The organism is Bacillus sp. z26 (genome assembly GCF_058313635.1).
In genome coordinates, this window is the sequence record NZ_JBZFQM010000002.1 from 418,699 (window position 1) to 433,994 (window position 15,296).

Annotated in this window: 14 protein-coding genes; 1 reads left to right on the plus strand and 13 read right to left on the minus strand. The window is 39.1% G+C overall.

Going from position 1 to position 15,296, the window contains the following annotated elements:
* Position 1 precedes the first annotated feature (1 nt).
* From rsmB to AC4G3K_RS07300, 10 genes are all read right to left on the minus strand, one after another.
* Entirely contained in the window at positions 2 to 1,348 is a 1,347-nt protein-coding gene (gene rsmB, locus AC4G3K_RS07255; RefSeq protein ID WP_491132910.1) for a 16S rRNA (cytosine(967)-C(5))-methyltransferase RsmB, read from the minus strand.
* Positions 1,349 to 1,351: 3 nt separating this feature from the next.
* Positions 1,352 to 2,293, minus strand: a complete 942-nt coding sequence (fmt, locus tag AC4G3K_RS07260) for a methionyl-tRNA formyltransferase (RefSeq protein ID WP_491132911.1) — start codon at positions 2,291 to 2,293, stop codon at positions 1,352 to 1,354.
* Positions 2,290 to 2,775 (minus strand): peptide deformylase, encoded by a 486-nt coding sequence (gene def / locus AC4G3K_RS07265; protein ID WP_491076843.1) that lies wholly within the window; start codon positions 2,773 to 2,775, stop codon positions 2,290 to 2,292. The genes fmt and def overlap by 4 nt, the downstream gene beginning before the upstream one ends.
* Before the next feature lie 22 nt (positions 2,776 to 2,797).
* On the minus strand, positions 2,798 to 5,215 hold the full coding sequence (priA, locus tag AC4G3K_RS07270; protein WP_491133246.1) for a primosomal protein N': 2,418 nt from the start codon (positions 5,213 to 5,215) through the stop codon (positions 2,798 to 2,800).
* Entirely contained in the window at positions 5,209 to 6,423 is a 1,215-nt protein-coding gene (gene coaBC / locus AC4G3K_RS07275) for a bifunctional phosphopantothenoylcysteine decarboxylase/phosphopantothenate--cysteine ligase CoaBC (RefSeq protein ID WP_491132912.1), read from the minus strand. The genes priA and coaBC overlap by 7 nt, the downstream gene beginning before the upstream one ends.
* Positions 6,424 to 6,598: 175 nt before the next feature.
* Positions 6,599 to 6,817 (minus strand): DNA-directed RNA polymerase subunit omega, encoded by a 219-nt coding sequence (gene rpoZ, locus AC4G3K_RS07280; RefSeq protein WP_491076841.1) that lies wholly within the window; start codon positions 6,815 to 6,817, stop codon positions 6,599 to 6,601.
* A gap of 1 nt (position 6,818) precedes the next feature.
* Positions 6,819 to 7,436 (minus strand): guanylate kinase, encoded by a 618-nt coding sequence (gene gmk / locus AC4G3K_RS07285; protein ID WP_491077184.1) that lies wholly within the window; start codon positions 7,434 to 7,436, stop codon positions 6,819 to 6,821.
* 9 nt (positions 7,437 to 7,445) lie between these two features.
* Positions 7,446 to 7,709: an extracellular matrix/biofilm regulator RemA gene (gene remA, locus AC4G3K_RS07290; RefSeq protein WP_066100607.1), complete on the minus strand. Its 264-nt coding sequence runs from the start codon at positions 7,707 to 7,709 to the stop codon at positions 7,446 to 7,448.
* Positions 7,710 to 7,768: 59 nt separating this feature from the next.
* Positions 7,769 to 8,650: a YicC/YloC family endoribonuclease gene (locus tag AC4G3K_RS07295; protein WP_491132913.1), complete on the minus strand. Its 882-nt coding sequence runs from the start codon at positions 8,648 to 8,650 to the stop codon at positions 7,769 to 7,771.
* A gap of 95 nt (positions 8,651 to 8,745) precedes the next feature.
* Positions 8,746 to 11,415 carry a calcium-translocating P-type ATPase, SERCA-type gene (locus tag AC4G3K_RS07300; protein ID WP_491076839.1) on the minus strand — a complete coding sequence of 890 codons (2,670 nt, stop codon included), beginning with the start codon at positions 11,413 to 11,415 and terminating at the stop codon, positions 8,746 to 8,748.
* Positions 11,416 to 11,560: 145 nt separating this feature from the next.
* Here AC4G3K_RS07300 and AC4G3K_RS07305 point away from each other — a divergent pair, with 145 nt between their 5' ends.
* Positions 11,561 to 13,264 carry an Rqc2 family fibronectin-binding protein gene (locus AC4G3K_RS07305; protein ID WP_491132914.1) on the plus strand — a complete coding sequence of 568 codons (1,704 nt, stop codon included), beginning with the start codon at positions 11,561 to 11,563 and terminating at the stop codon, positions 13,262 to 13,264.
* Positions 13,265 to 13,510: 246 nt separating this feature from the next.
* Here AC4G3K_RS07305 and AC4G3K_RS07310 read toward each other — a convergent pair whose 3' ends face one another.
* From AC4G3K_RS07310 to AC4G3K_RS07320, 3 genes are all read right to left on the minus strand, one after another.
* Positions 13,511 to 13,996 (minus strand): GNAT family N-acetyltransferase, encoded by a 486-nt coding sequence (locus AC4G3K_RS07310; protein ID WP_491132915.1) that lies wholly within the window; start codon positions 13,994 to 13,996, stop codon positions 13,511 to 13,513.
* A gap of 266 nt (positions 13,997 to 14,262) precedes the next feature.
* Positions 14,263 to 14,901 carry an SdpI family protein gene (locus tag AC4G3K_RS07315; RefSeq protein ID WP_491076836.1) on the minus strand — a complete coding sequence of 213 codons (639 nt, stop codon included), beginning with the start codon at positions 14,899 to 14,901 and terminating at the stop codon, positions 14,263 to 14,265.
* Positions 14,902 to 14,921: 20 nt separating this feature from the next.
* Positions 14,922 to 15,188 carry an autorepressor SdpR family transcription factor gene (locus tag AC4G3K_RS07320; RefSeq protein ID WP_491076835.1) on the minus strand — a complete coding sequence of 89 codons (267 nt, stop codon included), beginning with the start codon at positions 15,186 to 15,188 and terminating at the stop codon, positions 14,922 to 14,924.
* Between the last annotated feature and the right edge of the window lie 108 nt (positions 15,189 to 15,296).

Sequence of the window (15,296 nt, forward strand, 5' to 3'; positions counted from 1 at the left end):
CTTACGCCTTCTTTCGAATAGAAGCAATAAAAAATCCATCGCTTCCAAAATATTGAGGTAGTACTTGTAAACTATTATCTATAATATAAGGTCTCACCTTTTCAGGCATTCTGTTTTTAAGTGTAAGATCCTTCTCAAACTCAGGATGTGCCTGAAGAAATGCGTCAATAACTGCATTATTTTCATCATTGCCAACAGTACATGTACTATAAACGATTGTACCGCCTTTTTTTACTAATTGGGATACTTGATGTAAAATATCGAATTGAATTTTCGCGAGTGAGTTCAAATCTTGCTCACTTTTAGTATACTTGGCATCCGGTTTTCGTTTTAACACGCCCAAGCCAGAACAAGGAGCATCCACAAGGATTTTATCAAACATTTCCGTATCAAAAAATTCCGGTGTTTTCCTTGCATCCATTTGCTTAGTTTCAATATTCGTTAAACCAAGTCGTTTTGCCTGCGTATCAATTAATTTTGTTTTATGTGCATGAAGATCCAGTGCGTATATTTGCCCGGTCTTATTCATTTTTTCAGCAATATGCATCGTTTTACCGCCTGGTGCTGCACAGCTATCCAAAATGATTTCGTTTTCTTTCGGGGCTAAAGCATAGGCCACGAGCATAGAACTCTCATCCTGTATGCTAAATAGGCCTTCCTTAAAGCTCTCTGACATAGCCATATTTCCTTTAAGGCAGCGGATCCCTTCCTCTATTAAGAGACTCGGTTCAACAATATACCCTTCACTTTTCAGCTTTTCTATCAATTCTTCTCTGCTGATTTTCGTAACATTTACTCTGCCAGTTTGCACAGGAGCATGCAGGTTTTCTTCACACATTTTTTCTGTTTGCTCAATACCGAATTCATTTGCCCACTTTCTTACAAGCCATAATGGATGACTTGTTGAGATCGCGATTTTTTCAAGGGGATCCGTTAAACTATCCACTGACGGAATTCCTTCACGCTGAATAGATCGAAGTACGCCATTAACCAAAGAGGCAATTCCACGATGTCCGCGTTTTTTTGCAATTTCCACTGCTTCATGAATCGCAGCCCGATCAGGTACACGGTCCAGAAAATGCATTTGAAAAACGGTCATTTCAATAAGCGATAACACCCAAGATTCTAGCTTCTTAGGATTTTTAACAAAAGGTCTCACATAGTATTCCAGTGTCATTTTCCGTTGGATAGTCCCATATGTCAACTCGGTCAATAACCCTACATCCTGTGGAGAGAGGCTATTTTCTTTGATAGCATGGTTTAATGACAGATTGCTGTATGCCTGGCTTTTTTCGACAGAAACCAGGATATCTAGCGCTATTTCTCTAACATTCTTTTTTTGTGGCATTCTTTAATCTCCCAATTTCATTCCTGTTGATATAATGGCTGTACCTCGGAGCATTTGCTCAGCAGTCATTCTTTTCTTGCCGGCCAATTGCAAATCGGTAATTTTGATTGCTGTATCATTGCCTGTTTTCACAATAAATCCATCTTCCTCAATCTCAAGTACATCACCGGCATTCCCTTTTTTATCGCTCTTCACTTTTTCGCCCCACCATACTTTTATAACCGTTCCATTTAGTAAAGTATAGGCTACCGGCCACGGATGCAATCCGCGGATATGATTATAAATCTCCTCACCAGTCAGTGTCCAATCGATTAATTCCTGTTCTCTTTTAATATTGTAAGCGAAAGTTGCTTCTTCTTCATTTTGTTTGATTGGAGTGATTTCTCCATTCAACAATTTCGGAATGGTTTGTGAAACTAATTCAGCGCCAGCTTTGCTTAATTTATCATGTAAACTGCCGGTATGATCTGTTTCTTCAATCGGAACTTCCACTTTAGCCAGCATATCGCCGGCATCCAGCTTCTCTACCATGTACATAATGGTGACACCGGTCTTCTCTTTTCCCTGCATTATCGCATAGTGGATAGGTGCTCCGCCACGTAATTCAGGCAGTAAGGATGCGTGTACATTTATACAGCCTAACTCCGGTGCCTCTAATAAACGATTCGGCAAAATTTGCCCAAATGCTGCTGTGACAATTAAATCCGGATTTAAGGCAAGTACCTTGTCCACTTCAGAATCCACTCGAATTTTCTCGGGTTGCAGAACAGGTATGCCGTATTTTTCAGCGGTCACCTTAACAGGAGGCGGTGTCAAAATGCGTTTACGTCCAACCGGACGATCAGGTTGTGTTACTACACCTACGATTTCGTATCCATCTTTTATTAAGCGTTCCAAAACACCGACAGAGAAATCCGGTGTTCCCATAAATACTATTTTAGTCATTCAACTTCATACCCTTCCAACTCTTCTTCACTAATATAACGGACGACTTTAGAAGTAAATAAGATTCCTTCCAAGTGATCCATTTCATGCTGAATTGCTCTCGCCAAATAATCTTCAGCTTCTAAAATATATGTTTGTCCATTACGGTCCTGTGCCTGTATCTTAACATATGTTGGGCGCTCAACCTCCCCATATAGGTTCGGAAAGCTTAAACAACCCTCCACATCCTGGTCCATACCTTTAGCAGAAAGCATAATTGGATTAATCAGTTCAAATGTACCTGATTCATCATCTACATCAACGATTGCCACTCGTATATTTTGGCCAATTTGCGGAGCAGCCAATCCTACACCATCCGCGTTAATCATTGTGTCATACATATCATCCAGTAATTTTGCTAATTTATGATCAAATACTTCAACCTTTTTACAGGGAGTTTCAAGAATTTTATCTGGGTGTTTTACAATCGGTAGTACAGCCACTTATACATTTCCGCCTTTCTATTTACATCATAATGAACGGATTGACATCAATCGATAATTGTAATCCAGATTGGGTGGCATTACGTCCATATGTTTCGTTCAATTTTTTTAAAATAGAGGTTAAATTAGGTTCCCGCTTGTATTTTATCAGACATTGATACCTATATCTATTATTGATTCTGGACATAGGAGAAGCCGATGGACCAAATACGACCGTTTCCGGTCCTACCTGCCGTTTAACAAATGCTGTTATTTTATCTGCCGCCTCAACGGTTTTTAAAACATCCTCATGGGAAATAGTTAAAAGAGCAATATAAAAATAAGGAGGATAGTCACTTTGTTTCCTTAGGAACATCTCTCTCATGAAAAAACCATCATAATCCTGCTCTGATGCCAGCTGAATACTGTAATGTTCGGGAGTATAGGTTTGGATGACCACTTCGCCCGGCAATTCATGTCTTCCGGCACGTCCACTGACCTGCGTTAATAGTTGAAAGGTTCGTTCCGATGATCTGAAGTCAGGTAAGTGAAGCATCGTATCAGCAGTAAGGACACCAACCAAGGTTACTTTTGGAAAATCAAGTCCTTTAGCAATCATCTGTGTTCCGAGAAGGATATCAGCCTGTCCTTCTTCAAATTTTTTCAGTAACGCTTCATGTGCCCCTTTTCGCCGTGTCGTATCCACATCCATTCTGATAACCCTTGCGTGTGGCAACAATTTACCCAACTCTTCTTCTACTTTTTGAGTACCAGTTCCAAAATAACGAATATGATCGCTGCCGCAATCGGGACATACCTCTGGAACTCTCTCTTCTAGGCCACAATAATGACACTTCATCAGTGATTGGGCACGATGAAAAGTCATTGAAATATCACAGTTTGAGCATGTCACGACCAAACCGCAATTTCTGCACATGACAAAGGAGGAATGGCCTCTTTTATTTAACAACAGAACGGTCTGTTCGCCTTTATCTACACGGTCCTTCAATTTTTCAAATAATAAATGGGAGAACATGGAGCGGTTTCCCCCTCTCATTTCATCCCTCATATCTATGACGGAAACAGTTGGCATGGCCTGCTGGTTCACTCTGGTTTTTAACGTTAAGAGTGTATAAACACCCTTTTTCGCTCTAGCAAAACTCTCAAGCGAAGGTGTTGCGCTGCCGAGCACAACCGGACAATGATGATAAGCAGCCCGTTTTAGCGCTACATCACGTGCATGATAACGTGGTGTTTCCTCCTGCTTATAGCTGCCTTCATGCTCTTCATCAATAATAATCAAGCCTAAATTCGTAAATGGAGCAAAGACAGCTGAACGGGCACCGACCACTACTTTAACTTCTCCGCGCTGGATTTTGCGCCATTCATCATATTTTTCACCATGTGAAAGGCCGCTATGTAAGACAGCCACCAAATCTCCAAACCGCCTTTTGAATCTGTTTACCATCATCGGTGTTAAAGAGATTTCAGGTACTAGAACAATAGCCTCCTTACCTCTATCTACAATTTGCTTGATTGATTGTAAATAAATTTCTGTTTTGCCGCTCCCCGTTACTCCATACAGCAGGAAATTTTCATTTCGATTTTCCTTTATGGCTATGGTAATTGGATCCATCGCCGCCTGTTGCGTAGCGGTTAACTCCAGGCAATGATCTGGTTTAAATTGCCCTGCGGCAAATGGACTGCGATATTCTTCCTTCTCAATAATCTTTACCATGCCCTTTGAGACAAGAGGTTTAATTGCAGTCGAACTATTTATTCCTGTTTCTTCCAACACTTTTGAAAGTATTTGCTCCCCTGGGTGCTTAATCAAATAAGCTACTAATTTTTTCTGATTGCTGGCATTGGCATTTAACTGCTCTAATTGTTCAAGTAGTTCTTCCTTGGTCAATAAAGAAGCAATATATTTTTGTTTCTTAATGTTTGTTTTATTGGAAACCTGAACAGTAATCTCCAGATTGCCTTTATCAATCTCATCCTTTATAAAAGATAGTAATTCATCATTTTGCATCTTAATCCAGCTAACAGCTTCCGATTTACCGAACAAATACTGAATCTGTTCCGGAAGGTCATTTATCTGTTTTCCGGGAGCAAGCCGAATTTGTTTTTCATACTTGGCTTTTAATGCTGCCGGCAGCATCGCCTGGAATGCCGATATTTTAAAGCACATCGTCTCATCTGCCAGCCAATGCCCCAAATCAAGCAATTCATTATTAATCGCTGGTTCAATATCCAATAAACTGCTGATAGTCTTTAATCCTTTAACTTCTGTATGATCCTTTAGCCTAACGACAAAGCCAAGTAATTTTCTTGGGCCAAATGGAACGGTCACTCGCATGCCCTCACGGATAATTCCTGTCCATTTCGCTGGTACTTTATAATCGAATGGACGATCCGTTTGTTGAGCTGGCACATCCACGATCACTTCTGCAATCATAATAAAGGTGCCTCTTTTATTTGTAAGGATTCTATCTCTTTAAATATTTCTGCAGCCACTTCTGCTTTACTTAATAAAGGGAGTTTTCTAAAGCTGCCATCCTTTTTATACAGGGTAACAATATTAGTGTCAGTTCCGAAGCCTGCACCTTCATGCGTTACATTATTGGCCACTATCATATCCGCATTTTTCTTAACCAGCTTTTTCTTTGCATATTCTTCCAAGTGATTGGTCTCAGCTGCAAAGCCAATTATAAGTTGATTCGTTTTTCTTCTACCGACCTCTCGAAGAATATCCCTTGTGCGACTTAGTTCAAGCGTACTGTCTCCTTCTTGTTTCTTGATTTTCTGATTTTCATAAACAGCCGGTTTATAATCAGCGACAGCCGCTGTACCAATGATAATATCCTGATGGTCCATGACGTCCATAACGGCTTCAAACATCTCAGAAGCACTTTCAACATCAATCACTTTGACACCTACTGGAGGATTTAGTGATACAGGACCTGATACCAACGTAACATCTGCTCCCAATCTGCTCGCTGCCTCTGCCAAAGCATATCCCATTTTTCCGCTTGAAAAATTAGAAATATAACGGACAGGGTCAATCCGTTCTCGAGTTGGCCCTGCTGTAATCAGAACTTTTTTTCCGACCAGTGGTTTGTTCTCACCAGAAAAATAAGTCCCCAAATTAGCAACAATTGTTTCCGGTTCTTCCAGCCTGCCCTTTCCAACATACCCGCAAGCTAAATAACCTTCAGATGGTTCCATAAATAAATAGCCATCTTCATGAAGACGCTCCATATTTCGTTGCACAGCTTTATGGTGATACATATGGACATTCATCGCCGGGGCAATAAAAACAGGCGCCGTAGTTGCCAGCAATGTGGTAGAAATAATATCGTCAGCAATCCCATTTGCCAACTTCGCTATGATATTTGCTGTAGCTGGCGCAATCAAAATGGCATCCGCCCAATCTGCGAGCTCGATATGTGCGATTTTACCAGGGATTTTCTCGTCGAACGTATCTATATAAACATCGTTTTTGGATAAAGCCTGAAAGGTTAGCGGCGCCACAAATTTCGTCGCTGATTCACTCATTAAAACTTTAACTTGCGCACCGGCCTGAACAAGTTTACTTGTTAATGCGGCCGATTTGTATACAGCAATTCCTCCTGTTACACAAACAAGTATCTTCTTATTATCAAGCATCTAATCACTCCATCACTGGTATTCTTAAGAATTCCTTTAGATACATCTTTTATATCATATATTATCTATTAAATTTGCACTAATATGTTTTACTATATAATTCGAAAACATATCATCATCAAAAAAAACAACCTTATTATAATTTCTAAGGTTGTTTTTTGCACCACTGTCTCTATTAATAGTCAAGACGACCTTCTGTTTCCACACGATATGTTAAATCACCAGAATGGATTTCCTCAAGAGCCTTTCCAACATGTTTATGAGATACGGGCTTTGCAATTCTTGTGCCTTCTCCGGACTCTTGCATATAACGTGCACGTTTAGCTGCGACAGACACCAAAGAATACTTAGAATCAATTTTTGTTAATAATGAGTCAATAGATGGATACAACATATTATTTATCATCCTCCAATAATTTTTTATATCTTTTTTCCACTCGTTCACGACGAAGATGTTCAGCTACCACGATTGAATTAATACGTTCGCATGCATGTTCCACACGATCATTTTCAACTACATAATCATACAGGTTCATCATTTCGATTTCTTCACGTGCCGCTTTCATTCTGTTTCGAATTAACTCATCTGTCTCCGTACCTCTTGTTACGATACGATTTTCGAGTTCCTTTAAGCTCGGTGGTGCAAGGAAAATAAATAATCCGTCAGGAAACTTTTCACGGACCTGACGCGCTCCCTGTACTTCTATTTCAAGAAATACATCCTTACCTTCATCCAACGTTTTGCGGACGTATTCAATCGGTGTACCATAGTAGTTTCCTACATATTCGGCATGCTCCAAAAGTTCATCATTGGCGATCATTTCTTCAAATTGTTTCTTGGATTTAAAGAAATAATCCACACCATCAACTTCTCCCTCACGAGGATTTCTAGAAGTTGCTGATATCGAATACTGAAAATCAACATCCGGCTGAGAAAAAATCGCTTTTCTGACCGTTCCTTTCCCTACGCCAGATGGACCTGATAAAACAATTAATAATCCTTTTTCTTCCAAAACTTTCACCTATCCTTCCAACACGCTCTCATCACGGTCATGTAACCTAGCAGCAACTGTCTCCGGCTGTACCGCAGACAAGACAACATGATCACTATCCGTTATAATGACGGCGCGCGTCCTTCTTCCATATGTAGCATCTATGAGTGAACCTTTGTCGCGGGCATCCTGAATAATCCTTTTAATGGGCGCTGATTCAGGACTTACAATGGTGACAATACGATTAGCAGAAACAATATTCCCAAATCCAATATTTATCAACTTTATGGACATTGAAGCAGCCTCCATCCCTCTCACCTAGTGTGTGCTTGTATGTACGGTCATAAACTGCATTATTCTACATTTTGAACCTGTTCCTTCATTTTCTCAAGAATTGTTTTCATTTCGACCACTTTTCTTGCGATTATTGCATCATTGGCTTTAGATCCAATTGTATTTGTTTCCCGATTCATCTCCTGTATCAGAAAATCCAGTTTTCTTCCAATTGTCCCACTTGCCTCTAATGATTCTATAAATTGAGCAATATGGCTTTTTAGCCTTAAGATCTCTTCATGGATATCTGCCTTATCTGTAAATAAGACTATTTCTGTTAATATCCTGTTTTGATCAAGATCAATGGTATCGCCAACCGCTTCATCAAGCTTTTGTTTAAGTCGGTTTCTATACAGCTTTACAACTTCCGGTGCCCGTTCCCTGACAGCCTCAACTTCCGCTTCAAGCATTAGAACATGCGTGATTAAATCACTTTTCAAGAAGTTACCTTCTCTTTCCCGCATATGACATAATCGGGAAGCTGCTTCTTCTACCGTATCCATCAGCATATGTTCGATGTCAGCATTTACTTCTTCCTTCTCATCGATATGAATAATGTGTTCGAGATGCAGCAAATCTGTCATCTCCGGTTCTGTATACGCACTGTACTTATCATTGAATTCAGTAGTTATATTCATAAATTGATCAATTAAATCCCAATTAGGTGTCATGGTTCTCTTAACATTACCATCGCCCTGCAGGCTGATAAACACTTCAATTCTGCCTCTATGCAACTTTTGCTGAATAATCTTTTTAATTCTGTCTTCATACATAAGCAGTTGTCGAGGTGATCGGATACTGCATTCAAAAAACCGATGATTTACACTTTTCATTTCTATGGTTATGGATAATGCGTCGTTTTCTGTTCTTGCTCTTCCATACCCTGTCATGCTTAAAATCATCCATACCCAGCTCCAATCAGTAACATTATACACTCTATTATAAAAATAAAAAGGTAATAGAGCTCACTCTACTACCTTAAAAATTATATCACAATTTATTTGGATTTACTTACATAAAATGTACCTGCCAATAAAAAAGTTGGAATGGAAGCCATACCGATAATCAATAACCAGTCACGTGGAGCTATCGGCACTGTATGGAATACGGACTGTAAAGGCGGGTAGTACAGAGCAATGACCATAAGAAGTAAGGAAGATATGACTGCCCCGACCAGGTACTTATTGCCAAATGGGTTCCTTGAAAAGATTGATTTTTCACTTCTGCAATCAAATACATGTATTAACTGTGCAAGCACCAAGGTCACAAAGGCCACGGTCTGTGCATATTGTAAACGATCAGGATTTGACTGATAGACAGTAATAAACGCGAGTAAGGTGGCTATTCCAATCAAAAAGCCCCTCGAGACAATTTTCCAGCCCAACCCCCTTGCAAATACCCCCTCTTTTGGATGGCGAGGTCCACGCTTCATTACATTCTCTTCAGGCTGGTCTAGACCAAGCGCCATAGCTGGCAATCCATCAGTGACCAGGTTTACCCATAGAATTTGGATTGGTAATAAAGGTAATGGCAGTCCCATAATCATCGCAAACAGCATGACCAAAATTTCCCCAACATTAGAAGCCAATAAATATCGTATGAATTTACGAATGTTTTCATATATATTTCTGCCTTCTTTAATCGCTGACTTTATGGTGGCAAAATTATCATCCATTAAAATTAAAGAGGATGTTTCTTTAGCTACGTCCGTTCCTGATATCCCCATTGCTATTCCAATATCCGCAGCCTTTATTGCCGGTGCATCATTCACACCGTCCCCGGTCATGGCAACGATATGACCTATTCGCTGAAAAGCACTGACAATTTTCAATTTATGCTCTGGCGAAACACGGGCAAAAACGGTTGTTTCATCTACAATATTTTCTAAATCTTCAACGGACATGGCGTCCAGTTCTTTCCCGGTCAGCAACCGATCTCCTTCTCGAAAAATATCTAGCTGCTTCCCAATGGCCTTTGCGGTAACCATATGATCACCCGTTATCATGACCGTTTTAATGCCTGCATCCCTGCATTCTGCAACCGCCTTCTTCACTTCAGAACGAGGCGGGTCCATCATGCCTTCCAACCCCAGGAATATCAATTCATTTTCTGCATCCGACTGATCCAGGATTGCTTGATTGGCCGGTACACTTTTATAAGCAACCGCTATTGTCCTTAAGGCTTGTTCACCCATTTGTTCAGTTGTATTCACTATAGAATTCAGGATTGGCTGGTCCATATATTGCACCCTGCCGTTGCTCATAAATGATGTACATTTCCCAAGTAAAACATCCGGTGCACCCTTTGTCACAACAAACTGCCTTCCGTTTTTATCTTTTACCAGCACACTCATTAATTTACGTTCTGACTCAAAAGGAAATTCCTTTATAATCGTATATTTCTCGAATAAAAGCTGACGGTCGATGCCCTTTTTCATAGCTGCAACCAACATAGCCCCTTCCGTGGGATCTCCATCTATATAGTACTTTTTCTTTTTTAATTTAAGCTCGGCGTTATTACAGAGGATCCCATAGGTGAGCAATTGCTTTAGCTCCGTATCATCGCTATGTCCGCTCAAACTTTCAAAAGTACCTGTTGGATCGAACCCTTTTCCGGATACTGACCAATGTTGCCCGGAACACCAGACCTTAGTAACCATCATCTTATTCTCCGTCATCGTCCCTGTTTTATCTGAACAAATAACGGATGCACATCCCAGCGTTTCCACAGCAGGGAGCTTACGCACAATCGCATTTTGCCGAATCATTCTCTGAACTCCGAGGGATAATGCAACCGTAACAATTGCAGGCAATCCTTCCGGAATAGCAGCTACAGCCAAAGATACTCCTGCAAGAACCATAGTATATAGATTATTACCTTGTAAAACTCCTATACCAACAACCAACACCGTTAGGAATAAGGCAGCAATAATCAGTACTTTCCCCAATTGTTCCAGCCGAAGCTGCAATGGGGTTTGTTGAGTATTGGCTTTTTGCAATAAATCTGCAATTTGACCCATGGCAGTCTTCATTCCTGTTGCAACAATTATTCCCTCACCTGACCCTCGCGTTACCATTGTTCCCATAAATGCCATATTAACCTGATCACCGATGCCTTCAGGTACATAACTCGTTGGTTCATCTGTTTTAGTGACAGGGAGAGATTCGCCCGTTAACGCAGATTCTTCTATTTCAAGATTATATTGTTTGACAATCCTCATATCTGCACCAATTCGATCTCCACTGGAAAACTTCACTATATCTCCCGGCACACAATCATTTGCAGGAATTCTCGACCATAAACCATCCCGCAAAACATTCATTTGCGGTGCGGCCATTTCCTTTAAAGCTTGCATGGATTTTTCTGCTTTCCTTTCCTGAAAAAAACCCAATAAACCATTTATTAATACAATCATGATAATGGCAATCGCATCAATATACTCCCCCAGTAAGCCTGAAACGAGAGTAGCTGCAAGTAAGACGAGTACCATAAAATCTTTAAACTGCTGAAAAAACAAAATTAGAGCAGATTGCTTTTCTCCTTCAGCCAATTCATTCTTACCATATTGATTCTGCCTCTTTTTTGCTTCCTGGTGACTTAAACCTTTGTTTGTATGTACTCCAAAAGCGGATTGCAACTTATCTTTGTCCATTTCTACCAGCTTCATGTGACGTTTACAACCTCCTTGACAATCCGGATAACTTTCTTTAGTACATGTTTATTCAGAGTTGTCCTAAAAAATGCTATACTTGTTAGACTGGAATTTATAACTCAAAAAAACTACTTACTTAATAGAAGAAGGTGTCACGCATATGTCCTTTGATGGATTTTTCACAAGAGCAATGACCGAGGAGCTATCCCAAACGTTAACTGGTGGCCGAATAACTAAAATTCATCAGCCTTATAAAAATGAATTAATCTTAGTCGTTCGCGCAGGCAGGACCAATCAAAAACTTTTGTTATCCGCACATCCAAGTTACGCACGCGTACAACTAACGGAAGAAAATACGGATAACCCTTCAGAAGCCCCTATGTTTTGCATGCTTCTTCGCAAACATCTGGAAGGGTATTTCATAGAGAAGATCGAACAACCTGAACTGGAAAGAATTATCACATTCGAAATTAGAGGACGCAACGAAATTGGAGACATTACTCAAAAATTATTAATCATCGAAATTATGGGTAAGCACAGCAATATCATCCTCGTAGATAAAGAGAGAAATATGATTATCGACTGTATCAAGCATGTACCACCTGCTTTAAACAGCTACAGAACATTGCTGCCGGGTCACCCCTATGTTTTGCCTCCAAATCAGAACAAGGTCAATCCGCTCCATGATATCGAGAAAGGCCTTCAATATATTGACTATATGGCTGGGAAGATTGATAAACAATTAGTCACACAATTTGCCGGCGTATCTCCTTTGCTAGCAAAAGAAGTAACCTATCGGGCCGGCCTAGTAAATAGAGAGACTGTTCCAGCAAGCTTTACTAAAATAATTGAACAGTTAAAGTCCCATCAATACACACCGACATTGGTATCAGGTAATAAAGATGCTTTCTACCTTATACCTCTTGAACACATGAAAGGAAGTACGAAAGAATTCCCTTCTCTAAGTTCACTGCTGGACCGCTTTTATTATCAAAAAGCGGACCGCGATCGTGTCAAACAACAGGCATATGACTTGGAACGGATTCTCTCAAACGAAAAAGAAAAAAATGAAAAGAAACTGATTAAATTGAAAGAGACACTGCAGGATTCGGAGAAAGCAGATATTTTCAAAAAATACGGGGAACTGATAACCGGCCATATTTATGCTTTAGATAAAGGTATGAACAATGCCGAAGTGATTGATTATTATGATGAAACTCAACCTACAATTACAATAGAGCTTGATGTCAGAAAGACCCCTTCCGAAAATGCGCAATGGTATTTTTCAAAGTATCAAAAAGCCAAGAATGCTAAATCATTTGTAATGGAACAAATCGAAAAAACAAATGAAGAAATTCAATATCTCGATAATCTCATCCATCAAATGAATACAGCATCACCAAGAGATTTGCAGGAAATCCGTGAAGAGCTTGAAGAAGGCGGATATGTGAAAAAAAGATATACCAAAAAACAAGGAAAGAAAAAAGATTTGAAGCCGGTCCTTGATACCTATATGTCCAGCGACGGCATTGAAATTTTGGTTGGGAAAAATAATAAGCAAAACGAATATTTAACCAATCGCTTAGCCGCCAAAAACCAACTTTGGTTTCATACAAAGGATATCCCAGGTTCTCATGTCGTTATCCGTGATGCAAATCCTTCCGAGCAAACGATAACAGAAGCCGCTATGCTGGCAGCCTATTTTAGCAAGGCTCGGCAATCTAGCCGCGTACCGGTTGACTCCACTTTAATCAGACACGTAAAAAAACCAGCGGGGTCTAAACCAGGCTTTGTAACTTATGATAATCAAACAACCTACTATGTTACACCGGATGAAGAATTGGTTCGATCCTTAAAAGCATGAACTAAAACGCATCGGTCCTAATTTAACTGGTTGGGTTTAAGAGTACAAAAATTAAATTAGAGTAATAAAAAGAGGTTCAAATCGCATTTTGATTTGGACCTTTTATTTTTGTTGATGTATAAAGGTTTATATTTAAAAAATATGAAAATTAGTAACGTAATTGACATACTAATTAACAGGATGACATTGCACATTGTCACTGATTTAAATTAGATGCTAAAATGGTTGCTCTCGCATATGCGATCTTTAAACTTTTAACACCATTCTTACTGTTTTTAGGATTTGACCATCAAAATCATCATCAAACTCTTTGACTACCTCAAAACCTTTGGCTTCATAAAAGGTCTTTCCGATTTTATTATCCTTTTCGACATTTATATAAATCTCATTTACACCGTCTAAATCTTTAATCCCCTTTTCCAACAATGCTGAACCTATGCCCTTACCTTGTTGTTCTGGATAAAGATAAATAGCCCCTAACTCAACTTTTCCATTTTCTCTTACTGGAGAAAAGTTAACAAAACCCACGACTTCACCATCTACTTCAACTACAAAAAGAGTAGAACGTTCTAACCGTTGCTTCATCCTTTCATCATTGTAAGCCGTTTTCAAGAAACTTTCTTGTACCTCTGAAGGAATTATTCCTTCGTACGTAACATTCCATGTTGTTTTTGCCACTTTTTGAACTTGTTTTATATCTTCTTGTTGCATTTTACGAATTACATATGCCATTCTAATCAGCCTTCCATTTGTTATTTAATTCCAATAATTTAAAAAATATAACATTTGTTATGATAAAAATGGACATGTTCTATTAACGTTTTTGAAAAAAGATGAAAAAGAGCATTATGGTGAACAATGCTCTTCATCTACTAAATATCATGTTATTTACTCTGTGAGATTTCCTTTAATTTGATTGCTGTATGTAATGCTGTTTGATGTTTTTGTACTTCAAATCCGAACCCGTTAGTCCTAATCCGCTGCGTTTACGTTTTGTTTTATGATTCTTTTGTAAGAGACTTAAATACAAAATAAGAATAGGCCGTCGGTACAATTACGATAATAGCAACTACACCCGTGATTATATAAAACTCCCATTCCATTGGCATAAAGTACGTCAGGAAAATGAGCAGACCCCCACCCATAAATAATTTACCGCCTAACCTATGCGTTTTTCTCCAAACTTCATCATTGCTAAGTGTCCATGGCGTGCGAATTCCAATGAAATAATTGGTCCTTGCTTGCTGAAGATAATTGCCAATAATCATAAATAAAACACCAACAAACGGACCAGCCAAACGTTCCATTGGGATATTAATCCCCAAACAAATAAGCAGTATAATCATATTGATGACAAAAAACAATGTAATCATGGCATAGTTTATTATCAGATAACCCCTTGAAAAATAATTATAATTTTTCTTTTTCGGATCAATTTTGGGTAAAATCATCATTAAAAGATAAGTAAAAACCATAATGGCATGCAGGGTAAAAAAAGCCGTTCCTTTTGATTGGTATCCATCCGCTCCATCCTTCCCCCAGTGAATCGGCACCACTTCAGGTAACGATGAAAAATTAATCAGCCAGCTAATCACCGAAATAGCCATTAAAATAATCGGAAACAAATGTTTTTTCATAATCATTCCCTCTTCCTTTTTTAATCTTTTTGGGGCTTCGTAATCCCGTAGACCCAACCGATCAGGTCCTGCAGTACAGTTGTGTTTAAAGAATAATACACATATTGTCCCTTTTTAATATGATGAACCAAGCCCGCTCCTTTTAAGATTTTTAAATGCTGAGAAATGCTTGGCTTGGACATATCAAAATGCTCATGTATCTCCCCTGCTGTTAAATCACCATCTTTTAATAAATCAAGAATTTTTCTGCGTGTGGGGTCCGATAAAGCTTTAAAAGTCTCATTCATTTCAATTCCCCCATAATATATTGGTATTAAATAAGTATTTAAGTAATTACTTAAATTGTAAATGAACTCAGCAAACTTGTAAATAAGCGGATTTATTGGTTGCTAAAA

Bases quoted from the DNA above. Each gene is read 5' to 3' on its own strand.
- rsmB (WP_491132910.1), bottom strand. From the start codon at position 1,348: ATGCCACAAAAAAAGAATGTTAGAGAAATAGCGCTAGATATCCTGGTT.
- fmt (WP_491132911.1), bottom strand. From the start codon at position 2,293: ATGACTAAAATAGTATTTATGGGAACACCGGATTTCTCTGTCGGTGTT.
- coaBC (WP_491132912.1), bottom strand. From the start codon at position 6,423: ATGCTTGATAATAAGAAGATACTTGTTTGTGTAACAGGAGGAATTGCT.
- rpoZ (WP_491076841.1), bottom strand. From the start codon at position 6,817: ATGTTGTATCCATCTATTGACTCATTATTAACAAAAATTGATTCTAAG.
- remA (WP_066100607.1), bottom strand. From the start codon at position 7,709: ATGTCCATAAAGTTGATAAATATTGGATTTGGGAATATTGTTTCTGCT.
- AC4G3K_RS07295 (WP_491132913.1), bottom strand. From the start codon at position 8,650: ATGATTTTAAGCATGACAGGGTATGGAAGAGCAAGAACAGAAAACGAC.
- AC4G3K_RS07300 (WP_491076839.1), bottom strand. From the start codon at position 11,415: ATGAAGCTGGTAGAAATGGACAAAGATAAGTTGCAATCCGCTTTTGGA.
- AC4G3K_RS07305 (WP_491132914.1), top strand. From the start codon at position 11,561: ATGTCCTTTGATGGATTTTTCACAAGAGCAATGACCGAGGAGCTATCC.
- AC4G3K_RS07310 (WP_491132915.1), bottom strand. From the start codon at position 13,996: ATGGCATATGTAATTCGTAAAATGCAACAAGAAGATATAAAACAAGTT.
- AC4G3K_RS07315 (WP_491076836.1), bottom strand. From the start codon at position 14,901: ATGAAAAAACATTTGTTTCCGATTATTTTAATGGCTATTTCGGTGATT.
- AC4G3K_RS07320 (WP_491076835.1), bottom strand. From the start codon at position 15,188: ATGAATGAGACTTTTAAAGCTTTATCGGACCCCACACGCAGAAAAATT.